Origin of the sequence: Saccharopolyspora pogona (assembly GCF_014697215.1) — a bacterium.
GTDB classification, from domain to species: Bacteria; Actinomycetota; Actinomycetes; order Mycobacteriales; family Pseudonocardiaceae; genus Saccharopolyspora; species Saccharopolyspora hattusasensis.
The window spans coordinates 6582979-6605301 of sequence record NZ_CP031142.1; the positions used below are offsets into that span (position 1 = coordinate 6582979).

General features: G+C 69.6%; 19 protein-coding genes and 2 pseudogenes. 18 read left to right on the plus strand and 3 right to left on the minus strand.

What is annotated here, in order from left to right; all coding sequences use genetic code 11:
- Positions 1 to 91 precede the first annotated feature (91 nt).
- Positions 92 to 1369, plus strand: coding sequence for an acetyl-CoA C-acetyltransferase (locus DL519_RS30575; protein WP_190819945.1), 1278 nt, complete (start codon positions 92 to 94; stop codon positions 1367 to 1369).
- 471 nt (positions 1370 to 1840) lie between these two features.
- Positions 1841 to 1987, plus strand: a pseudogene (locus tag DL519_RS50440) (ATP-binding protein); the annotation flags it as partial.
- Between the two features lie 65 nt (positions 1988 to 2052).
- Here the strand turns inward: DL519_RS50440 and DL519_RS30585 are convergent.
- A pseudogene (locus DL519_RS30585) lies at positions 2053 to 2548 on the minus strand (ATP-binding protein); the annotation flags it as partial.
- 489 nt (positions 2549 to 3037) lie between these two features.
- On the minus strand, positions 3038 to 3697 hold the full coding sequence (locus DL519_RS30590; RefSeq protein WP_190819947.1) for a hypothetical protein: 660 nt from the start codon (positions 3695 to 3697) through the stop codon (positions 3038 to 3040).
- Positions 3698 to 4093: 396 nt separating this feature from the next.
- On the opposite strand from DL519_RS30590, the gene DL519_RS30600 reads away from it, so the two are divergent.
- The 12 genes from DL519_RS30600 to DL519_RS30655 all read left to right on the plus strand — a co-directional run bounded on the left by DL519_RS30600 (position 4094) and on the right by DL519_RS30655 (position 17670).
- Positions 4094 to 5005, plus strand: a complete 912-nt coding sequence (locus tag DL519_RS30600) for an aminoglycoside phosphotransferase family protein (protein ID WP_190819949.1) — start codon at positions 4094 to 4096, stop codon at positions 5003 to 5005.
- A gap of 116 nt (positions 5006 to 5121) precedes the next feature.
- Complete coding sequence (locus tag DL519_RS30605) at positions 5122 to 5688, plus strand: hypothetical protein (protein WP_190819951.1); 567 nt, start codon at positions 5122 to 5124, stop codon at positions 5686 to 5688.
- Between the two features lie 196 nt (positions 5689 to 5884).
- Positions 5885 to 6262, plus strand: a complete 378-nt coding sequence (locus DL519_RS30610; RefSeq protein ID WP_190819953.1) for an inorganic pyrophosphatase — start codon at positions 5885 to 5887, stop codon at positions 6260 to 6262.
- Positions 6263 to 6325: 63 nt separating this feature from the next.
- A complete protein-coding gene (locus DL519_RS30615; RefSeq protein WP_190824311.1) occupies positions 6326 to 8182 on the plus strand; it encodes an NHL domain-containing thioredoxin family protein in 1857 nt (618 codons plus the stop codon).
- A gap of 257 nt (positions 8183 to 8439) precedes the next feature.
- Positions 8440 to 8760, plus strand: a complete 321-nt coding sequence (locus DL519_RS30620; protein WP_010313054.1) for a GroES family chaperonin — start codon at positions 8440 to 8442, stop codon at positions 8758 to 8760.
- Positions 8761 to 8905: 145 nt separating this feature from the next.
- Positions 8906 to 10978, plus strand: a complete 2073-nt coding sequence (locus DL519_RS30625) for a VanW family protein (RefSeq protein WP_190819955.1) — start codon at positions 8906 to 8908, stop codon at positions 10976 to 10978.
- A 471-nt stretch (positions 10979 to 11449) separates the two neighbouring features.
- Entirely contained in the window at positions 11450 to 12265 is an 816-nt protein-coding gene (locus DL519_RS30630; RefSeq protein ID WP_223839746.1) for a basic amino acid ABC transporter substrate-binding protein, read from the plus strand.
- Entirely contained in the window at positions 12265 to 12423 is a 159-nt protein-coding gene (locus DL519_RS30635) for a hypothetical protein (protein ID WP_190819957.1), read from the plus strand. The genes DL519_RS30630 and DL519_RS30635 overlap by 1 nt, the downstream gene beginning before the upstream one ends.
- A 12-nt stretch (positions 12424 to 12435) precedes the next feature.
- Positions 12436 to 13266 carry an amino acid ABC transporter permease gene (locus DL519_RS30640; protein WP_190819959.1) on the plus strand — a complete coding sequence of 277 codons (831 nt, stop codon included), beginning with the start codon at positions 12436 to 12438 and terminating at the stop codon, positions 13264 to 13266.
- Entirely contained in the window at positions 13263 to 14027 is a 765-nt protein-coding gene (locus DL519_RS30645; RefSeq protein WP_317891401.1) for an amino acid ABC transporter ATP-binding protein, read from the plus strand. The genes DL519_RS30640 and DL519_RS30645 overlap by 4 nt, the downstream gene beginning before the upstream one ends.
- A 299-nt stretch (positions 14028 to 14326) precedes the next feature.
- Positions 14327 to 16606, plus strand: a complete 2280-nt coding sequence (locus tag DL519_RS30650) for an oxidoreductase (protein ID WP_190819961.1) — start codon at positions 14327 to 14329, stop codon at positions 16604 to 16606.
- 206 nt (positions 16607 to 16812) lie between these two features.
- A complete protein-coding gene (locus tag DL519_RS30655) occupies positions 16813 to 17670 on the plus strand; it encodes an SGNH/GDSL hydrolase family protein (protein ID WP_223839747.1) in 858 nt (285 codons plus the stop codon).
- A gap of 80 nt (positions 17671 to 17750) precedes the next feature.
- Here the strand turns inward: DL519_RS30655 and DL519_RS30660 are convergent, their stop codons facing one another.
- Entirely contained in the window at positions 17751 to 18389 is a 639-nt protein-coding gene (locus DL519_RS30660; RefSeq protein ID WP_223839748.1) for an AfsR/SARP family transcriptional regulator, read from the minus strand.
- 160 nt (positions 18390 to 18549) lie between these two features.
- On the opposite strand from DL519_RS30660, the gene DL519_RS30665 reads away from it, so the two are divergent.
- Genes DL519_RS30665 through DL519_RS30680 form a run of 4 tightly spaced genes read left to right on the plus strand, consistent with a single transcriptional unit; the run spans position 18550 to position 22267 of the window.
- Entirely contained in the window at positions 18550 to 18951 is a 402-nt protein-coding gene (locus DL519_RS30665; RefSeq protein WP_190819963.1) for a hypothetical protein, read from the plus strand.
- Positions 18952 to 19006: 55 nt separating this feature from the next.
- Positions 19007 to 20596 (plus strand): PPE domain-containing protein, encoded by a 1590-nt coding sequence (locus DL519_RS30670; protein WP_223839750.1) that lies wholly within the window; start codon positions 19007 to 19009, stop codon positions 20594 to 20596.
- Positions 20593 to 21354 (plus strand): ESX secretion-associated protein EspG, encoded by a 762-nt coding sequence (locus tag DL519_RS30675; RefSeq protein ID WP_190819965.1) that lies wholly within the window; start codon positions 20593 to 20595, stop codon positions 21352 to 21354. Before DL519_RS30670 ends, DL519_RS30675 begins: the two co-directional genes overlap by 4 nt.
- A gap of 19 nt (positions 21355 to 21373) precedes the next feature.
- Positions 21374 to 22267 carry a type VII secretion target gene (locus DL519_RS30680; protein WP_190819967.1) on the plus strand — a complete coding sequence of 298 codons (894 nt, stop codon included), beginning with the start codon at positions 21374 to 21376 and terminating at the stop codon, positions 22265 to 22267.
- Positions 22268 to 22323 lie beyond the last annotated feature (56 nt).

The following is a 22323-nucleotide window of genomic DNA, read 5'->3' on the forward strand; positions in this document are numbered from 1 at the left end:
GGGGGGGCGAAGTTCGCTCGACGTCTAACCTACCCACGGGTAGGTTAGGGTGCCAGAGAGCACCCGCATCAACTAGCTAGGGAGTCAGGCCATGGCCACCGTTCGGCGAGTAGCGATCATCGGCGGCAACCGGATTCCGTTCGCCAGGTCCGGCGGCCCCTACGCCCGCGCTTCCAACCAGGACATGCTCACTGCGGCCCTCGACGGGTTGATCGCGCGGTTCGGGCTGCAGGGCGAGCGGCTCGGCGAGTTCGTCGCCGGTGCGGTGCTCAAGCACAGCCGCGACTTCAACCTGGCGCGCGAGACCGTGCTTGGCTCCCGGCTCGACCCTCGCACTCCCGCCCACGACGTGCAGATGGCCTGTGCGACGGGGCTGGAGAGCGTGGTGTCGGTGGCGAACAAGATCGCCCTCGGCCAGCTCGACGTCGGTATCGCCGGCGGCGTCGACTCGGCCAGCGACGCGCCCATCGCGGTCAACGACGACCTGCGCCGCGTCCTGCTGCGGGCCAACCACGCCAAGTCCCCGGCCGCGTGGCTGAAGGCGCTGACCGGGGTCCGGCCCCGGCACCTCGTGCCGGAGATCCCCCGCAACACCGAACCCCGCACCGGGCTGTCCATGGGCGAGCACGCGGCGAAGACCGCGCTGGCCTGGGAGATCGGCCGCGAGGAGCAGGACGAGCTGGCCGCGCGCAGCCACCAGCGGCTCGCCGCCGCCTACGACCGCGGCTTCTTCGACGACCTGATCACCTCGTACCTGGGCCAGGCCCGGGACCAGAACCTGCGGGCGGACAGCTCGGTGGAGAAGCTCGCCAAGCTGAAGCCGGTGTTCGGCCGCGGCGAGAGCGCGACCATGACGGCCGCCAACTCGACGCCGCTGACCGACGGCGCGTCCACCGTGCTGCTGGCCAGCGAGGAGTGGGCCGCGCAGCGGCAACTGCCGGTGCTGGCCTACCTCGGCGAGGTGGTGTCCGGCGCGGTCGACCACGTCAGCGGCGACGAAGGCCTGCTGATGGCCCCGGCCTACGCGGTGCCGAAGCTGCTCGACCGGGCCGGCCTGGGGCTGGGCGACTTCGACTTCTACGAGGTGCACGAGGCGTTCGCCTCGCAGGTGCTGGCCACCCTGAAGGCCTGGCAGGACCCGAAGTTCTGCAAGGACCGGCTCGGTCGCGACGAGCCGGTGGGCGAGATCGACCCGGCGAAGCTCAACGTCAACGGCTCGTCCCTGGCGGCGGGCCACCCCTTCGCGGCAACGGGCGGCCGCATCGTCGCGACCCTGGCGAAGCTGCTCGCGGAGAAGGGCTCCGGCCGAGGTCTGATCTCCATCTGCGCGGCGGGCGGCCAGGGCATGACGGCCGTCCTCGAACGCTGACGAGGTCCCCGGGGTCTGCCCACGGAGCTCCGTTTTGGCGCGCCCGAGGCTGGTTCCAAACTCGTCCTGCGTGGCGGTGCGGGTGACGGAACCTCAGATGCCGCCGATTTCAAGATGGAAATTGCGACCCCTTCGCGGAGATCCGACGGGGTAAGCACGGCCTGAGAACCCGCGGCGGTGCCGGTTGCAGGTCGCCAACCGGCTCGATTCCGGAGTATCGATCGGTATGGCGATTTTCCTAGACGAGCGAATACACACCGAGTTGGCGGGAACACGCCCATCGCGGTTTCTCGCCGGATATCGAATCAGCGCTAGACGACTGGATGCAGTCCGAGGAATGGACCCGGTCCGCAACCCCTTCGCCCCCGGCGCCGGACAGCGGCCCCCCGAACTGGCCGGTCGGGATCGCGAGGTCGACGCCTTCGAAGTCGGCTCGAACGTGTCGCGCGCGGCCGTCCGGAACGCAGTCTCGTGCTCACGGGGTTGCGCAGCGTCGGCAAGACGGTGCTGCTGGGCGAGCTGCGGTCGATGGCGGTCCGGCGCGGCTGGGGCGCGGGCAAGGTGGAGGCCCGCCCCGAGGCCGGGTTGCGCCGCCCGCTGTCCGCCGCGCTGCACCGCGCGATCCGCGACCTCGCGCTCCGGCACCGCGCCCCGGACCGCGTCGAGGAGGTGCTCGCCGTCCTGAAGGTAGCCGCCAGAGATCGTGAACAGGGCGTCCAGGGCAGCCGGGGAGATCTCGGCTTCCTCGCGCTCGATGGGCGCCACGACGCCGTGGTCGGCGTCCGAGCGGGCCAGCCGGTCGATCCGCACGTAGCGGAACAGCCGCTCGGAGTAGGACTTGCTCGCCGACAGCACGGCCGGCAGGTGCGGCAGCCCCGCGCCGACGACCACCAGCGGCGCGCCGGACTGGGAGAGCTCGTGGCAGGCGGCGCACAACGCCGAGAAATCGGCGGGCTGTACGTCCTGCATCTCGTCGATCAGCAGCGCGATCCCGGCGCCGACGTCCGCGGCCAGCTCGGCGACCTCGGTGAACAGCTCGACCAGCTCGACCAGCTCGACCAGGTCGATCTCGATGTCCCCGGAGTCGGCCCGGCCCTGGTCTGCGGGCACGTCGATGCCCGATTGCCAGCGGTCCCGGAGCCTGGCCCCGTCCGGATTGGCCTTCAGCGCGAACGCCGAAGGGTGCTGCATCGATAAGACCAGCTCATCCGGCGTTCTACCGGAGATCTCCCCTAGTGGTCGCCCGCCCCCTACAGGCTTCTAGCGCTGTCTAGCGCAGTTGCTAGACGCGCATATAGATACCGATGGGTCGCTTGTTCAGGTGGACCTGGAGGTGAGCTAAGACACATGTGGATACGTGTGTAACGAGAAGCCCTCGGACGTCGATATGCAGGATGACCCCGCGGTGCTGTCGGACCCCCGACCTGGCAGCATCGCGGGGCTTTCCAATTCCGGCACGCCTGCCGGTATCGGGCGCTTCGCCCACCCACCACCTGAAAACCCGACGGCCCGGGCGTTATTCCCGGGTGCGCCGATGATCCGTCGATGTGCGAAAGGAGTCTTGGGTGCAAATCGCCATCGTCCTGATCGGAGCCCTGGTCCCCACCCTGGCGGCGACCGCCTACTACGTGCGAGACCGAGCCAGCCGCTGACCACGCGCACCACGGCTCACGGCCGCGGCAACAGCACCGCGATTTGAGCCATGCCCTCCAGCAGTGCCGGATCGGGGTTGCCGCTCACCGGAGCCGCTTCGGCGCGCACGAAAAGCGTCCCCTTCACGCGCGACTTGTAGTGCTCGCCGGTGAACGACACGCCCTGCGCGGCGAGGACGCTGTGCCCGAGCGCGGTGACGTCGCCGGTGCCGTCGCGGTAGTCGAGGCGGTCCAGCTCGCGCGCCGCGCCTGACGTGCGCATTTGCACCCAGGCGATCGAGACGACCGCGGTGTTGCCGTGCTCGTCGGCGAGCGGCACCAGAGTTCTGGTCATGGAGCGGCAAGGCGTCTCGACGAAGAAGTCCCGCACCTGCCCGAAGGAATGCAGGACGCAGTCGACGTAGTGCTCGGGGGCCCGCTGCCTGGTGACCCGCAGCCGCATCTGCTGCCAAGCCTTGTCGGGCTGGCCGTTGCGAGCCGACTGCTTGGCGTTGCTCGTGCGGATGGAGATGCTCTCCCCGGCGATGGAACCGGCGCCGCTCGTGACGGCTCCGCCGCCCGTGTACGCCGCGAGCGCGACCGCAGTCGCGCCGGCTGCGGCAACGACTCCGCCCCGTCCTTTCCTGCCGTTGATCGGGTACCTCGTCCCGTCCGGGCGCGTGCGAAATTCGACCAATGTGTGAACCCTCCCCAGATCGACGACCAAAGATCTTGGTCGCTGTACGCCGTTGCGACAGCCATCTGAATCGAGTTCACCTGAATGGCGCAGCGGCGATTGGTGCTGGCCGCGGGATCCCCGGGAAGTGGGCGAGCTGCGTTCCGGATGGTGGGCGCGGGAACATTGCTCCATGCGGGTGTTGTTGGCTGGCGTTGTGAGTGCTCAACAGACATCCCGCCGCGCGCGTGTGCGCGCCCGCGAACTCGTCGGGCGCCAGTGGTTGAACACCGGAGGCAAGGAGCTCCGGCTCGTCGACTTCCGCGGCAAGGTGCTCGTCCTCGACTTCTGGACGTTGCAGACCACAGAATCAACCCTTCCGACTGCTACGTCCGACCGGTGCTAGCGTGCCTTCGCATGCCAGTGACCGGAGGCTCCTCGGTGGACGAGTTGAAGTTCGAGCAGGACCTGGTGCGGGCGCTACTACGGGATCAGCATCCGGATCTCGCGGACCTCGAGCTCCGAGACGTCAACGGAGGCTGGGACAACCAGCAGTGGCGCCTCGGGGAGAAGCTGGCCGTGCGCTTGCCGCGCACCGAGCGAGCGCCGGCTCTGCTGCAGACGGAGCAGACGTGGCTGCCGGTGTTGGCCGAGCGCCTGCCACTGCCAACGCCCGCGCCGGTTCGCATCGGCAAGCCTTCGAGCCTGTTCAAGCACACCTGGACGATCGCGCGCTGGGTCGAGGGTGAGCCGGCCGATCACGCGCCGATCACCCGCATCGAGGCGGCCGAGGTCCTCGCCGGGTTCCTTGGGGTGCTGCATCACCAGGCGCCGGCTGACGCCCCGGCCAACCCGACGCGCGGCATCCCGCTGGCCGGTCTGCGGCAGGTGTTCGACGGCTGGCTCGAGGTCATTGCCGACTACCCGGACGCTGACGCTGCGCGGGAAGTATGGGAGAAGGCCGTCGCGGCGCCCGCCCGGCAGGGCTCGCCGCTCTGGCTGCACGGTGATTTGCATCCGGCCAACGTGGTCGTCCGGGACGGGATGCTCGCTGGGGTTATCGACTTCGGAGATATGTGCGCAGGCGATCCCGCGACCGATCTTTCAGCCGCTTGGATTCTGCTGCCTGCCGGCGCGGCAAGTCGCTTCTTCGACGCCTATGAGCACGCCGACGAAGCCACCATCGCCCGGGCCCGAGGCTGGGCCGTCGCGCGCGCCCTGAACCTGATCTGGATCGGACAGCGTGGCAGGCTCGGTCTGCCCGGGGGTAAACCGACCTGGGAACCGGTGGGCTACGCCACACTCGAACGGGTCCTGGCGGCGAACTGATCGCGCGGCTGCGCGTCAAGGCCGACGAACTCGCTCGCCGGGTCTTCCGGGAGAACATCACCGCGGCCGACTGGTACGAGGGCGACGGCAAGCAGGCACGTTCTTGATCGTTGTCGGTGTCTTACTCTCTTCGCGTGACAGCGCGTCAAAATCCTTGGTCGCAGCAGCAGTTCCAGCCGGCGGGTAACCAGCAGTTCCCGCCACAGCAGCAGTTTGGCCGATCGAAAGCGCCGGGGACGGTGACGTTCGCGACCTTGATCGGCATCGTGGTGCCGATCCTCTCGGCGGTGCTGACCGTTATCAGCTTCGTGGTCCTCGCGCTGCAAGTCATCAGATATCTCGATGCCTGGTTAGGCCCGCTCATCTTCAACGTGGTCAACACGTTGGGCACCCTCGTGCTTACCGTGCTGTGGGTGATCTTCGCGTTCCGGATGCGCGCTGGCAGGAACTGGGCTCGGACCACACTCGCGATCCTCGCCGTGGTCTGGCTGCTCTACGGCCTTTACGGCATTATCCAGATGCTCATCGCCTTCGATTTCCAGCTGGGGCCTCTCATCAGCCAGCCGGGCGCGATCATCGCCAGCATCGAGTTGTTGACGGTGCTGGTCGCGATGCCGCTGTTCCTCGTCCTGGTGTTCCTCAAACCCTCGAACCAGTACTTCAAAGCCACAAGCAGTCGATGAGCTACCACAGTGTTGTTGACTCCGGTCGTGAATATTGAGCAGCAGAAGCGCCGTGCCCGTGCCCCCGAGCTCGTAGGCCGCCAGTGGTTGAACACCGGCGGCGAGCAGATCCGCCTCGCAGACCTGCGGGGACGCGTAATCCTGCTGGATTTTTGGACGTCCCAGTCCGAAGAATCAACTCCTTCTTAGGGGCACTGTGGCTGACTTCTTCCCAAACCTCGATGACCTGGTTGCCAGATCCACGGTGACGATCGACCGCTGGCGCGGCCATGCCCATCCGCGCTTTCCGGACGTGGTCTACCCGCTGGACTACGGCCACCTCGACAACTCGCGTTCCAGCGACGGCGCCGAAGTCGACGTCTTCGTCGGTAGTGCTCGCGGCGCGGGTGTGATCAGTGTTCTGCTGACCGCTGATCCGCGGAAGCGCGATGTCGAGCTCAAGATTCTCTTGGACTGCACACCCGCGGAAGTCGAGCAGGCGCGCCGGTTCTGCTCCGAGGTGCTCGGGATCGGGGGCCATCTCGTGGAACGGGACGACCTCCCGCGCGGAGATCGCCGCCGTCCCGGGAAGTGAGAAGCGACTCGGATCGCCACCTCGTTGGAACAGCTCCCGCAGGCGGTGTTGTTGACTCCGGTCGTGAGTGCTGAGCAGCAGAAGCGCCGTGCCCGTGTCCGCGCCCCTGAACTCGTCGGGCGCCAGTGGTTGAACACCGGAGGCAAGGAACTCCAGCTCAAGGACTTTCGAGGTAAAATCTTGATCCTTGATTTTTGGACGTTCTGCTGCATCAACTGCTTGCACGTGCTCGACGAGCTCCGGCCCCTGGAGGCCGAGTTCGCCGACGAGGTCGTCACCGTCGGCGTGCACTCGCCGAAGTTCGAGCACGAGGCCGATCCCGATGCGCTAATCGGCGCCGTCGAGCGCTACGCCGTGCACCACCCCGTGCTCGACGACCCGGAGCTGACCACCTGGCAGAACTACGCCGTCAAGGCCTGGCCGACGCTGGTCGTGGTCGACCCGGAGGGCTACGTCGTGCACGTCGCCGCAGGTGAGGGGCACGTCGAGGCGCTGCGCAGCGTGATCACCGAGGTCATCGCCGAGCACGAGGCCAAGGGCACGCTGCACCGTGGCGACGGTCCGTACGTGCCGCCGGAGGCGCCCGCGACGACGCTCCGCTTCCCGGGCAAGGTCATCGCCTTGCCCGGCGGCAACCTACTGGTCTCCGACTCCGCGAACCACTTGCTGGCGGAGTTCGCCGCCGAAGGCGAGACGGTCGTGCGCCGCATCGGCACCGGTCAGCGCGGTCGCGCCGACGGCGCTGCCGCCGAGTTCGCCGAGCCCGCGGGTCTCGCGCTGCTGCCGCGGCGTGTCGCCGAGCAGGTCGGCTACGACGTGGTGGTCGCTGACACCGTCAACCACCTGCTGCGCGGCGTCCGGCTCGCGGACGGCCAGGTCACCACGCTGGCCGGGACCGGCGAGCAGTGGCGCGACGGCTCGGACAGCGGGCCCGCGCTGGAGACGCCGCTGACCAGCCCCTGGGACGTCGTCTGGTGGGAACCGGCCGGCGGCGTCGTGATCGCGATGGCGGGCAACCACACGCTCGGCCTGTTCGACCCGGTCGCCGGCGAGGTCCGGCGGTTCGCCGGGACGACGGTCGAGGGCCTGCGCGACGGCGCGGCGGACGAGGCGTTCTTCGCCCAGACGTCCGGGCTGGCCGACGGCGGTGACCGGCTCTGGCTGGCCGACTCCGAGACGTCGGCGCTGCGCTGGGTCGAGGCCGCCGACGGGGGCTTCGCGGTGCGGACCGCCGTCGGCACCGGGCTGTTCGACTTCGGCCACGCCGACGGCCTCGCCGACAAGGCGTTGTTCCAGCACCCGCTCGGCGTCGCGGTGCTGCCCGACGGTTCGGTCGCGGTCTGCGACACCTACAACGGTGCCGTCCGGCGCTACGAGCCGGCGACCGGCGAGGTTTCCACGCTGGCCACCGATGTCGCGGAGCCGTCTGGCGCGACCGTGGTGGACGGTGAGCTGGTGGTGGTCGCCTCCGCCGCGCACCGCCTCGAGCGGCCGGTGCCGCCCGGCGTCGCGGCCCGCCTCGTCGAGGGGGCGTCGTCGCAGCAGGTCAAGCGGCCGGCCACGGAGATCGGCAGCGGCACGGTCGAGCTCGCGGTGGTGTTCACGCCGCCGCCGGGCACCAAGCTGGACGAGCGCTACGGGCCGTCGACGCGGCTGGAGATCACCTCGTCGCCGGCGGAACTGCTGGTCGAAGGCGCCGGTGTGGGCACCGACCTGACCCGCCGCCTCGTGCTGGCCGACGGCATCGAGCAGGGTGTGCTGCACGTGGTGGCGCAGGCCGCCAGCTGCGACGAAGACCCGTCGGTCGAGCACCCGGCCTGCCGTCTGACCAGGCAGGACTGGGGCGTGCCGATCAAGATCACCGCCGCCGGGCCGAAGCGGCTGCCGCTGGTGATGGGCGGCCTCGACGCCGAGGCGTGACGTCCCGCCCAGACCACCGCACTGGGTGTTGACAGGGCCCTGCCGAGTACGCCTCGTACCCGGCAGGGCCCTCGTCTTTCCGCAGGTAGATGCCCGTGAGTGGTTTTGGGTGCCATCGCCCCGAAAAATGCTCACGGGCCCTGAGCAGCGGAAACCGGTGGGCCCTCGGGGGGTTTCGCCGTGGCGCGCCGGGAAAGCCGCGCACCGGACCGGCCCTGGCTGGTTGGTCACCCGGCGGCGGCAAGTAAACTTTTCGGGTGACCGATGCCAAGCTCGAAATCCAGATGCTGCACGACCGGGTCATGGTGCGCATCTCTCCAGAATCCGGGGAACGCCGCAGCAGCGGCGGCATCGTGATTCCGGCGACCGCCCAGGTGGCCAAGCGGCTGCTGTGGGGCGAGGTCTTCGGTGTGGGCAGTCATGTGCGCACGGTGAAGGTCGGCGACCAGGTGCTGTTCAACCCAGACGAGCAGTTCGAGTTCGAGGTCCAGGGCCAGGCGTACCTCGTGATGCGGGAGCGGGACCTGCACGCCGTGGCCAGCGAGCGCACCGAACAGGGCACCGGGCTGTACCTGTAGACCGGCGTGCCCGAGTCGGGCAGCGGGCCCGGCCTACCGGTCGTTCCGCTGTGCGTGCGAGGGTGTTCGCCGCTGGGTCGGTGCCCCACCGGCCGCTGACAGTTCCACGTGCCCCACCGCAGGACCGACACGAGAAGGGGAAGCGGTGCCGGAGAACCACGATCAGCCAAGCGGTGCGGAGCCGTCGACCGAGCGGTTCCGCACCGAGCCCGAGTGCCCCGCCGGCGGAGCCCAGCCGGAGAGCAGCGTCGAGCAGACCACCCGGATCCCCGTGGTGCAGGCCGACCTGGAAGCGGGCACTCGGCCCAACCTGCCGACCAACGGCCAGAAGCCCGAACTCCCGAAGCCGGAACCGGAGTCCGACGCCGAGCGCACCGTCCAGATCGCGGCGCTGCCCGCGGACTTCTCCGCCTTCCCCATCGGCGAGACCCAAGCGATCCCGCGGGTCCCTGCCGAACCCAGCGGCTGGAGCGGCGCCCTGCCCTCCGACCCGGAGCCCCCTGAGGCCGACAAGAAGCGGCGCGGCCTGATCCGGGCCGGTATCGCCGCCGGCGCCGCGGTCGGCGCGTTGGCGCTGCTCTACGTCGGCGACCTGGCTTTGACCAGCGGCACCGTGCCGCGTGGCACGGTGGTGGCCGGCGTCGACATCGGCGGACTGGACGAGGCCGCCGCCGAGACGCAGCTGCGCGAGAAGCTCGGCCCCGGCCTGAACGAGCCCGTCGAGCTGCGGGTCGGCGACCGCGCCACCAAGATCAACCCGGAGCAGGTCGGGTTGCAGATGGACTGGACGGCGACCGTTCAGCAGGCGGGCAGCCAGCCGCTGAACCCGTTCACCCGGATCGCCTCGCTGTTCACCACGCACGAGGTCGCCCCGGTCAGCCACGGCGACCGCGAGCAGCTGGTGCAGGCACTGGAGCAGGTCCGGCCGCAGCTGGACCGGGCGCCCGCCGAGGGCACCATCCGGTTCGAGGGCGCCAAGCCGGTCGCGGTCGACCCGGTCACCGGCCAGGCCATCGACATGCAGGCGGCCACCGACGAGGTGCTCGCCCGCTGGGCCGAGGGCGGCGCAGTGCAGCTGCCGTACACCGAGCAGCCGGTGAGCACGACCCGCGAAGGCGTGCAGCGGGCGCTGACCGAGGTCGCGCAGCCGGCGGTGGCCGCGCCGGTGACGGTGCGCGGCGAGGGCAAGAACGCGACCCTCTCGCCGGAGACGATCGGCGCCTCGCTGCGGTTCGAACCGGACGGCGCCGGTGGGCTGAAGTCCAGCGTGGACCTGCCAACCGCGATCGGCGGCGTCGAGCCGCAGCTGGCGGACACGATCAAGCCCAGCAAGGACGCCGAGATCGTCCTGGAGGGCGGCGCCCCCGTGGTCCGGCCGTCCACCGACGGCATCGGCGTCGACTGGAACAAGAGCTTCGAGCGGATCGACGAGGTGCTCCGCCGCCCGCAGGACCGAACCGTGCAGGCGATCTACGTGCACGAGCCGGCCAAGTTCACCACCGACCAGGCCAACCAGATGGGCATCCGCGAGGTGGTCAGCGAGTTCACCACCAACGGGTTCGAGGCCGCGTCGGGTGTGAACATCCGGCGGGTCGCCGAGCAGGTCAACGGCGCGATCATCAAGCCGGGCGAGACGTTCAGCCTCAACGGGCACACCGGGCCGCGCGGGATCCCGCAGGGCTACGTCGAGTCCGGGATCATCGAGAACGGCCGGCCGGGCCGGGCCGTCGGCGGCGGCATCTCGCAGTTCGCCACGACCCTCTACAACGCCTCGTACTTCGCGGGCATGCAGAACGTCGAGCACAAGGCGCACAGCTACTACATCAGCCGCTACCCGGCGGGCCGCGAGGCCACCGTGTTCCAGAGCCCCAGCGGCGCGAGCATCATCGACGTCAAGTTCAAGAACGTCGCCAAGAGCGGCATCGTGATCACCACCCGCTGGACGGCGTCGTCGATCACGGTGACGCTGTGGGGCACCAAGCAGTTCGACGTGACCTCGCAGACCGGCGAACGGACCAATCCCACGGAGCCGCAGGAGAAGGTCGTGCCGCCGGGCGAGCCGTGCAGCCCGAGCAAGGGCACGCCGGGCTTCTCGGTGAACGACACCCGGACCATCAAGGACCTGTCCACCGGGCAGGTGCGCACCGAGACCCAGCACACGGTCTACAACCCGCAGCCGATCATCCACTGCGGGGCTCCGCCACCGCCGCCTGGCTGACCAGCACTGTTGCCGTCGGGAGCGGTTGTTCCGGTACTGCCGGAACAACCGCTCCCGCGTTTCGAAGTCTCCTAACCGGCGAATATCCGCTCCACCGCCGGATGGCGTAGTGGCGACTTGTCGACAAATCCACCCGTCTGGATCACGTTTCGTGTACGAGCAGTGATCGTCTGGAGGGGGCACGGAACGTCCTCCGGAGCTGTCGGTGGCTCCCTGTTGACCAGTCGCACATGCCACATGAAACTGAGTGCCACTCGGCAACCGCGGGCGACAACCCGCACGAACAGGGGAGGTTCGGCGGAATTCCTTTCGCGTTCCCGATGCTCGGCTTGCAGTTTTCCGATCGTGGGCCGGATCGCGGCTGGGCCTCGGGCGAAAACTTGATGGGTTCGCAATATTCAGCATTGGGATTACGCCCGGACGAGTGGCACCATTCGAACACTCGCGTTCTCACCTACTAGGAGTGACATCGTGGCGCGTCGCAGAACACTACGAGCGTTGGCTCTGCTGCCCGTTCTCGCCCTGGCCACCGCCGCGGCGGCGGGCTGTGCCGAATCCACCACCGGTGGGGGTGGCACGGCCGACGGCGGCGTGGAGGTGATCAAGCCCGGATTGCTCACGACCTGCACGCACATGGACTACAAGCCCTTCCAGTTCCACGACCAGGGCAAGATCGTCGGCTTCGACGTCGACCTCGTCGACGCGATCGCCAAGGACATGGGCCTGAAGCAGGACATCGTCGACACCCCGTTCGAGGGTATCCAGTCCGGCGAGGACCTCAACACCCGGCGCTGCGACGTCGCGGCCGCGGCCATGAGTATCACGCCGACCCGCCAGCAGAACTTCGACTTCTCCGACCCGTACTTCGAGGCCACCCAGGCGCTGCTGGTCAAGAAGGACGCGAACATCCGCAGCCTCGCCGACCTGCGGGGCAAGAAGCTCGGCGTCCAGCTGTCCACCACCGGTGAGCAGTACGCCAACGACAACAAGGCGGCCAACGGCTACGACGTCGTGCAGTTCGAGGACCTGCCGCTGTCGGTGACCGCGGTGCAGACCGGCCAGGTCGACGCGGCCGTCAACGACAACAGCGTGCTGGCCGACTTCGTCAAGAACAACCCCGAAGTGGAGATCACCACCGAGTTCACCACCGGGGACCAGTACGGCATCGGCATGGCCAAGGGCAACACGGCGCTGAAGGAGCGGGTCAACGCGGCGCTGAAGAAGCTCAAGGACAACGGCGAGTACGACAAGATCTACGAGAAGTGGTTCGGCAAGAAGCCGCAGTGATGGCGGGCGGTCGATTGCAGGCCGCAGCAGGCATCGCCTTGACCGCGACCGCGGTCGGCCGCGCCGAACTACCGATCCGCGCGGCCGGATCGCCGACCGCGATCCGGCCCGCCAGCAGCGGGGCCGGCGGGTGCTCCACCGCCGGCCCCGAACACTGATCAGGAGACTTCATGACAACGGATACCGAGCGGCCCAAGTCGGGGCTGGGCCGACGACAGCGGGCGCGGCTGAACCGCGGCATTCAGTACGCCGTGCTGATCGTGGTCATCGTGGTCGCGGCCGCGGTCGCCGACTGGGGTTCCATCGCGCGCGCGTTCTTCAACGTCGACGTCGCGGTCGCGCAGTTCCCGGGCGTGATCACCACGGCGCTGGTGAACACCATCATCTACACCGCGCTTGGCTTCGGTTTCGGCCTGGGGCTGGGCATCCTGCTGGCGCTGATGAAGATGTCGCCGGTCGGGCCGTACCGGTGGATCGCCACCGGCTACATCGAGCTGTTCCGCGGCCTGCCCGCGCTGCTGGTGTTCATCGCGCTGGGCTTCGGCGTGCCGATCGCCTTTCAGCTGCGGTTCGACATCTACTCCACCGCGATGCTCGCGCTCGGCCTGGTCGGCGCGGCCTACATGGCCGAGACCATCCGGGCGGGCGTGCAGGCGGTGCCCCGCGGCCAGATCGAGGCGGCGCGCTCGCTGGGCATGTCGCAGACCCGCACCATGATCACGGTGGTGATGCCGCAGGCGTTCCGGATCATCCTGCCGCCGCTGACCAACGAGCTGATCCTGCTCACCAAGGACTCGTCGCTGATCTACCTGCTCGGCCTGGCCAGCGACCAGTACGAGCTGGCCAAGTTCGGCCGGGCGGCGCTGAACGAGTACGCGTCGCTGACACCGCTGCTGGTGGCGGGCCTGTGTTATCTGATCATCACGATCCCGCTCTCCCGCGTTTCTGTCCTGCTGGAGCGCAAGTACGGCGGGGTGCGGACCAAGGGGGCCACGGCATGAGCGACGTGATGATCGACATCTCTGGGTTGGGCAAGTCGTTCGGCTCGCTGGAGGTGCTGCGCGGCATCGACCTGCAGGTCGAGCGCGGCGAGGTGGTGTGCATCATCGGCCCGTCCGGGTCCGGCAAGTCCACCCTGCTGCGCTGCGTGAACCTGCTGGAGGAGCCGAGCGCGGGCAAGGTCGTGGTGGACGGCACCGACCTCACCGACCCGGACACCGACCTCGACGGCGCCCGCCGACACGTCGGCATGGTGTTCCAGCAGTTCAACCTGTTCTCGCACCTGCACGTGCTGGACAACCTGACCGTGGCGCAGCGGAAGGTGCTGGGCCGGAACAAGGTGGCGGCGGAGAAGATCGCGCGGGAGAACCTGGCCCGCGTCGGGCTCTTGGAGAAGGCCGACGCCATGCCGGCCCAGCTCTCCGGTGGTCAGCAGCAGCGGGTCGCGATCGCGCGGGCGCTGTCGATGAACCCGAAGGTGATGCTGTTCGACGAGCCGACCTCGGCGCTGGACCCGGAACTGGTCGGCGACGTGCTCGGCGTGATGCGGGAGCTCGCCGACGAGGGCATGACGATGCTCGTGGTCACCCACGAGATGCAGTTCGCCCGCGAGGTGGCCGACCGGGTGCTGTTCATGGACGGCGGCGGGATCGTCGAGCAGGGGCCGCCAGCCGAGGTCATCGGCGCGCCGAAGGAGGAGCGCACCCGCACCTTCCTGGCCCGCGTCCTCTACCCGACCCACGCCCATCCGACCCCGGAGTGATCCGGCGGAACCGCACTGCTGCGAGCCCCCGGCACCGCCCGAACCAGGGCGGATCGCCGGGGGTTTCACGTGGAACCGGCACTAGGCCATCCCGGTGCGCTGCGCCGGATGTCGCAAACAGACGTCGAGGCCGAACGCCCGGGCTCTGTGGGACCCGTTTCCGGGCCCGTTCTGCGCGGCGCGGGTGGGCCGCGTCGGGCGCGGAAGACCAAATCGATTTCCAAACGGGCTAATCCCACAGGTAGTCGATCAGCTACGTTTCGTGTGATCGACACGTCGGGACAAGTTCGGGGGCGAGGGTGCCGGTCGTCAAGCCGTGGGACAACAACGGTCCGCTCACCGCTGCGGAGCAGCGGTTCGAGGATCTGCTCCGACAGGGCAGAGCGGATCGCGCGCCCCAGGACGCCGCTCCGCCGCTGGACGTGCACGCCCCGTGGCACCTCCAGGACCAGGAGATCCGCGGCGAATACCTCGCCCGCCGCCTGGTCGAGTCCTTGGAGGAGCCGAGCTGGCGGCCGTTCGCCCGGCGCAGCGGCGGCCAGCAGCAGGTCATCGCGATCGAGGACGCGGTGATCACCGGCCACCTGGACCTGCGCGCCACCGACCTGCCGTACCTGCTGGAGTTCGTCCGCTGCCGGTTCGAGCAGGCCCCCGACCTGCGGCAGGCCAACATCGCCGGCCTGGTGCTCTGGCACTGCCGGTTCCCCGGCATCGACGCCCGCAACCTCAACACGAGCAACGACACCGTGCTGCGCAACTGCACGAGCGTCGGCGGCATCGTCGACCTCGCCGATGCCCAGCTCGGCGGTTCCCTGCTGCTCAACGACAGCGAGCTGCGCAACCCCGGTGGCCGCGCCGTCTACGGCGACCGCCTGACGGTCAACGGCGCGCTGCTCGGGTTGCGGCTGCAGACATCCGGCGAGATCCGCATCCCCGGTGCGAAGGTCGGCGGCAACCTGAACTTCTCCGGCGGGTCGCTGCGCAACCGGGGCCGCTACGCGCTGAACGCGAACGGGATCCAGATCGGCGGCAGCCTGCGCTGCGACGTCGACCCGCTCACCCGCCGGCCGTTCACCGTCGCCGGGATCCTGTTCCTGCCCAGCGCGCACATCGCCGGCGACCTGCGGTTGCGCGATGCGGTGCTGGAGCCGGGCGTCGCTCCCCCGCGCCGCGGCGAGTCCCAGTACGACGATCCGACCAGCACGCTGGTCGTCGACCGCGGCGACATCCGCGGCGACGTGCAGATCGACCAGGGCTTCCGCAGCGGCGGCACGATCCGGATGGTGAGCGCGAAGGTCGGCGGCGACCTGCGGATGTCCGGCGCGCACATCGACCTGAGCTGGTCGCGCTCGGCGAAGGCCTCGGTCGAGCAGCCGCTGCGCGCGGTGCACATCGACGGCACCGAGATCCTCGGCAACCTGGAGGCGTCGCGGGTCGACCTGCACGGCCAGGTGCGGATGATCGACGTCCGGGTGCACGGCAGCTTCCAGCTGAACCGGGCGAAGCTGCACGGCCCGCGCACCGATGTGCTGCAGGCCAGCCGGATCGTGGTCGGCAGCAACATGGACTGCCGGGAGTCCGACGTCGTCGGCTCGATCCAACTGCAGGGCGCCCAGATCGGCGCCAACGTCGACCTGCGCTCGGCACACCTGACCAAGCCCGCGTGGCACCGCCACCGGATGGCCTATAAGTCCTCTGTGGACCTTCGCGCGGCCAACATCGCGCGGGACCTGGTGTGCGCGGCGGGCAGCAGGCCGTTCGTCGCCGAAGGCGAGGTGCAGCTGCGGCGCGCCGAGATCGGGCGGCAGGCGAACTTCCACGGCTGCCGCCTCGGCGACGGCTCCAGCCGCAACGCGATCAACGCCTTCGGCCTGGTCGTCCAGGAACTCACGCTGCTTCCGGAGACCGCGCCGCAGGGCCGGATCATGCTGCGGCAGGCACAGTGCGAGCTGCTCGCGGACAACTCGCAGCTGTGGGCGGCATCCGGCGGCGTCGACGTCGAGGACTTCGCGTACGACAACTTCACCACCACCATCGAGCCGACCGACCGGGCCGCGGTGCGGGAGCGGCTCGGCTGGCTGCGCGCCAACTCCGGAGGCCGCTACCAGCCGGGGCCGTACGACCAGCTGGCGCGGGTGTTCCGCGGCAACGGCAACGAGGAACATGCGGTGGAGGTGCTGATCGAGAAGCAGAAGCGCCGCTACCAGGCGATCGCGGCGGCGACCCGCCCGGCGTTCCGGTTACCGGTGCGGTTGTGGAGCGCGCTGCAGCTGATCACGGTCAGCTACGGCTACCGCCCGCTGCGCGCCCTGATCTGGTTGGTGCTGCTGACCGCGGCGGGCACCACCTGGTTCGAGTTCCACAAGCTGGAGCCGATCAACGAGGAGGACCACCCGGTGTGGAGTCCCCTCCTGTACACAGTGGACCAGCTGTTGCCGATCATCAACCTCGGCCACGACGTGATGTGGCAGGCCCACGGCAATTCGCAGTGGATCATGGTGGTCCTGATCGCCTCGGGCTGGATCCTCGCGACCACGGTCGCAGCGGGCATCACCAGAGCCCTCCACCGAGAGCTGTAGTCCCCCTCCCCGGCACGTTGGCCGCAATTTCAATGGAAATCGGACCTTCGATTTCCATTGAAATTGCGCCAATGCGCGGGATTCGGGTGAGTTCGGCTGATCCGATCGGCTCCTTGTCGCTCGACGGTCGGGTGAATTCGCGCGCCGCGAGGGCTTTCGCGTGCTAGATCAAGCTGGCCAATGCTCCAGCTCACGCAGGAGGTCCTGTGGGATCCCAGCCCGGTCGTCTCGCCCTGCTCGGTTCCGCCCTCGTCGCGACTGCGGCGGTGCTCGCGCCCACGGCTCACGCGGCCGACGAGTTCGAGTACGTCGCGATGGGCGATTCGGCGGCCGCCGGGCCGCTCACGCCGCACCCGGACCCGAACCTGCTCTGCTTCCGCTCCAGGGAGAACTACCCGCAGGTGGCGGCTCGACTGCTCGGCGCCAAGCTGACCGACGTCTCCTGCTCGGGCGCGAAGATCGCGGACTTCTACGGGCGGCAGCACGGGATCATGCCGCCGCAGTACGGAGCGCTCAGCGACCAGACCGACCTGGTGACCGTCACCATCGGCGGCAACGACGTCGGCCTGGTGCAAGCGGCGGTCTCCTGCATCAACCTGCTGCCGGAACCGGCCGGATCGTCGTGCGCTGACGAGTTCACCGCAGGCGGCCGGGACGAACTGGCGGAGCGGATCGACGCGCTCGAAACGCGCTTCAACGATGCGCTCGCGCAGATCCGCCACCGGGCCGCGAACGCCGAGATCGTGGTCGTCGGCTACGGCACCTACCTCCGGCCGGGCGGCTGCTACCCGAAGGAACCGATGTGGGGGCGCGACGCGGACTACATCCAGTCCAGTGTGGACAAGCTGAGCGCGATGCTCGGTTCGCGGGCGGCGGCGCACGGCGCGGAGTTCGTCGACCTCGGCCCGGTCAGCGCGGGCCACGACGTCTGCGCCGCCCCGGCGGACAAGTACTACGAGGGCGTCATCCCGACCTCGGTGGCGGCCCCGCTGCACCCGAACGCAAAGGGCATGCTCGCCTTCGGCCGAGCCGTCGCGGAAGCCGTGCGGCACACCCGGGCCTGACACGACCCAGAAGGCCCCCGCAGCCTTGGGTTGCAATGTGACCCCTGGAATCCGCCACCAGCTGCGGGGGTCTTCTGTTGTTACGCGATCGAGTTCCCGCGGATGTGCCCGGGGTTCCCAACCTGCCGACCGGCCTGGTGCAGGCTCAGCACCAGCAGCTCCACCAGGGGCTCGCGCAGCGGCCGCATCGCGACGGCCTCCCGGAGCTGGTCGATCGCCTCGACGGCGCGACCGAGCCGGTTCAGCCGCCGGGCCAGCTCGTGCACCGCGGTGACCACCGACTCGTCCAGCCGGTCCGAGGCGTCGCGACGCAGGCCCTCCGCCTCGACGTCGGCCAGGGCAGGGCCGCGGCGCAGGGCCAGCGCGGCGCGCAACAGGTCGACGGCCTCCTCGTCGGACGCGTCCCTGGCGTCCGCGATCAGGTCCTCGAACCGCGTCACGTCGAGCAGCGAGCGGGGCGCGAGCAGCAGGTCGCCGGGGAAACGGGTGACGAGTTTCAGGCCGTTGCCGAGGTCCTTGCGCAGCTGGACGATGTGGCCTTGCAGCGAGGCCCTGGCCGTGGGCGGTGGATCGCCGTTCCAGGCGATGTCCATCAGCCGGTCAACGGAGACGACACGATTGAGGCCGATTGCCAGTGCGGCAAGGACATTGCGCCGTTTGGCGGCACCGATGGCCGCCGTCCTGCCGTCCGACCGCAGCAATTCAACCGGGCCCAGCAAGCGAATCTGCAGTTTTGGTCGGGTTCTCGGAGAAGACATCCGCTCCCGATCGAGTCGTTCGTCGGCGAGTGCACCGGCCAACGCGCGCGTTGGTCTGGCGTTGGTCCGGCGTTGACAGTGTGTGCGATCATAGTCAGGTGATGTCTTATCTGGGGGATTCATGAGCGAAGACGTCGAAGAACCGGCAAAGCTTGCGCTCGTTCGGTCCGTCTCCGGCGTCAGGCACTTGCGCCGGGCGGTGAAATCGCAAGGTTTGCGCCTGGATCCGGCGGCGGGTGCGGAGATCCGCGCCGCGCTGGAGGATCAGTTGTCCGCAGTGGACGACTGGTTGGCCAGGTCCGCTTCGCTCAACCAGCACGCGCCGTTGGGGCAGAACCCGGTCGGCGAGGCCATGGCGACGAAGTTCGCGACCCGTGCCGACGGCGACGAGAACTCCTTCAACGCAGTGCTCACGCGCTACCGGGAGGTCCTGGAGGGAGCCCGCGACGCCGTCGTCTCCGCGATCCGCGAGTACCGGGAGATCGAGGAGCACGTGTCGGACTCCTTCCGGAAGCTCGTTTGATGGGACCGGTTTCGGCCGGGCGCACCGATCCGTAGTCGATGGGGGAAGACCGGATATGACGCAGAAGACCACTGGGCCGGACGCCGACTTCGCGTTGACCGAGACGCAGAACTGGGCCTCGCGCAGCCACCGCGAGCTCTACGAGGCGGTGCACGCCGGCAACGATCCCGGTCGCGTCGGCCAGCTGGCCGATGAGTGGAACCGGCTGAGCCGCGAGCTGGCCGAATCCGCTACGAGCATGGGTGAGCGGCTGCGGGCCACCGAAGCGGGCTGGGAGGGCGAGGCCGCCGACGCGGCGCGGTCGGCGATCCAGCAGCTGGCCGACTGGAACCACGACGCGGGCACGACCGCGGGCGCGCTGGCGGAGCGGATCGCGGTGCAGGGGCGGATCATGGAAACCGCCAGGGCCGAGATGCCCGAGCCGGTCGGGGGCGGCGAGGAGCTCAACGCGGTGGCGTTCGTGACCTACAGCACCGGCAACTTGGAGGCCTTCAAGCAGGCCTGCGTCGACTTGAAGGCCCACCGCGACCGATCCGACTCCGCCCACCAGCAGGCGGTCCAGGTGATGACCTGGATGGAGGACCAGTCCCGCAACATCGACGGCGACACCCCGAAGTTCACTCGCCCGCCGGACCCGATCGGGAACGACGAGCCGGTGCACCGGACGAAGCAGATCCTGGGCGAGCGCGCCAAGTTGGAGCCCAAGAACGTGGGGAGGGCTCCGGAAGCGCCGGACTCGACCCTCCCGAACTCGGCGCCGGGCGACGTCGTGGCAACCCAGCGCCTGACCGCGACGGTGCCGGTCGAGCCGCCGCCGGGCGACGTCTTGGCAACCCAGCGCCTGACCGCGAACGTGCCGCTCGACCCGACGCCGTTCCAGCCGCCGAACCCCAGCGGTACCGGGCCGATGGATGCGCCGACGACGTCCTTCCCGGCCCCGCCGCTGGGCGGCCCCGCATCGTTCGATGGCCCGACGCAGTCGTTGCGGCCACCGGCCATTCCGCCAATTCCGCCCCTCGGGGACTACCCGCCCAACTCCACGACTCCCCAGGGCATTAACGGCGTCCACCCGCAGGGCAACCTGCCTCCGCTCGGCGACGATCGGCAGTACCAGCCGCGGCCGTTCCAGGGGCCGGACGGCCCCTACCCGACCGGGCCGCGCGTGAACCCCGGACCCGGCGATCCGCGCGGCGGGTGGCGCGGGCCGACCCCGCCGATCCCCGGCACCGGTGGCGGCCCGGGCGGACCCGTCACGCCTGGCACGGGCCCCGGCGGCGGTTCCGGCCCCGGCGGTGGCCCGGGCTTTCGCGGCGGACCGGTCGGCCTGCCGGGTGCGGGCGGCGGTTCCGGTGTGGGCCCGGGCGGAACGTCGGGCGTGGGCTCCGGCGGCGGGTCGGGCACCGGCCGCGGTCCCGACGGCGGGTTCGGCGGTCGCGGAGCCTCAGCCATGCCCGGTCAGTCCGGCAATGCGGGCGCCCCCGGGATGGGGTCTATGGGCGGCCGGCGCGGCCAGAACGAAGGCCAGGAGAAGGAACGCACCAGCAAGTACGTCGAGGGCGGCCCGGTGGTCGAGGTGCCTGGCGCCGACCTGCCGCCGCCGGTGATCGGCGAGGGCAAGCGGAAGAAGCAGCAGGACCAGCGATGACCGCGACAACAGCGCCGGACTTCGTGTTGTCCGCCGCCGAATTCGACCTCGTCCACGGCGCGCTCGGGCTGGGCCGCGTCCCGTTCCCGCTGGAGGTGCCGAGCCTCGGCGCGACGATGGAGGAGCGCGCCGAGCTCGCCGCCGATGCGTTCCGGTCGCTGTCCGGCCGCGGGTACGCGACGGGCGACCAACTCGACCCGCGGCTGGCGGATCTGCTGCGGTTGCTCGGCGAGAACGACACCTCGGTCGACGTGATGGGCCACATCGGGGGCCCGGTGCAGGCACTGGCCGCCGTCGCTGGGCGCACCGGCGTGCTCGCGCAGCTGGTCGCGAACGAGCTGTGGTTGACTGAGATCCGCCCGACCTCGTTGGCGATGTCGGCCGTGAGCGTGCTGCCGCCCGCCGAACCCGGACCGATGCGGTCACTGTCCCTGCGCGGGGAGCAGCTGACCAGCGCGCTCGAAGAGGACGAGGACGACCCGTTCGGCGGGGACTACGACGACGAGACAGCGCTGGCCAGGGCCGGTCTGTCCGCGCAGGACGCCGCGAGGCTGGCCGAGCTGGCGAACACCCGCTGCGCCGGTGGGCAGTTCGGCGTCACGCACCGGTCGGCGCGGGCGTCGACGCTGGTCACCTGGTTCGACACGCCCCAGGGCCGTTACCTGATGGTCAGCCAGGATTCCTGGCTCAGCATCAGCCCGGCCGACAACCGGCGCATCGAGCGCCGACTGGCCGAAGTCCTGTCCAAGCTGGACTGAAGTACCGAGGGGAAGCGCCATGACGTTCGAGGTCGTCGCCGAGGATCTGACCGCGCACGCCGGACACCTGGATGGCTTGACCGACCGAATGGACACCGCGATCTCGGCTGCCGAGGCCGTGAGCATGTCCGACGAAGCGTACGGACTCCTGTGCTCGTTCCTGCCGCCCATCATCAACCCGATGGAGCAGGAGGGCATGGACGCGTTGAAGGCCGCGAAGGAAGGCATCAGCGTCACGGCGGACAACGTGCGCCAGACGTCCAAGGCGTACCAGGAAACCGACGAAGCGGGTGCGGACAACTTCTCGCAGTTCGACGAGGCCGTCCGGGTGAAGGAATCGGCAGTCGCGCTGCGCGAGCCGGTTGGTGAGACCACGGGGTTCAGCCGCGCGTCGTCGCCTGTGGAGTCAACGGCGGCCTATCGCCCGATGGAGCACGGTGAGCCGGCGGCGGCGTCCTACCGCCCGATGGAGCGGGGTGAGCCGGCGTCGTACACGGCGTCGTATACCCCGGCTGAGCGGGGTGAGCCGGCGTCGTACACGGCGTCGTATACCCCGGCTGAGCGGGGTGAGCCGGCGTCGTACACGGCGTCGTATACCCCGGCTGAGCGGGGTGAGCCGGCGTCGTACACGGCGTCGTATACCCCGGCTGAGCGGGGTGAGCCGGCGTCGTACACGGCGTCGTATACCCCGGCTGAGCGGGGTGAGCCGGCGTCGTACACGGCGTCGCACGCCCCGGCTGAGCGGGGTGAGCCGGCGTCGTACACGGCGTCGCACGCCCCGGCTGAGCGGGGTGAGCCGGCGTCGTACACGGCGTCGTATACCCCGGCCGAGCAGGGTGAGCCGGCGTCGTATCGCCAGGCGGAGCAGGTCGAGCCGTTCGCGACATACCGTAGGTCGTTCGAATCCGGTTGAGCCCGTGCAGCGTCAGGCAGCGGAACCCATGGGGTTAAGCCGTGGTGAGGTGCCTT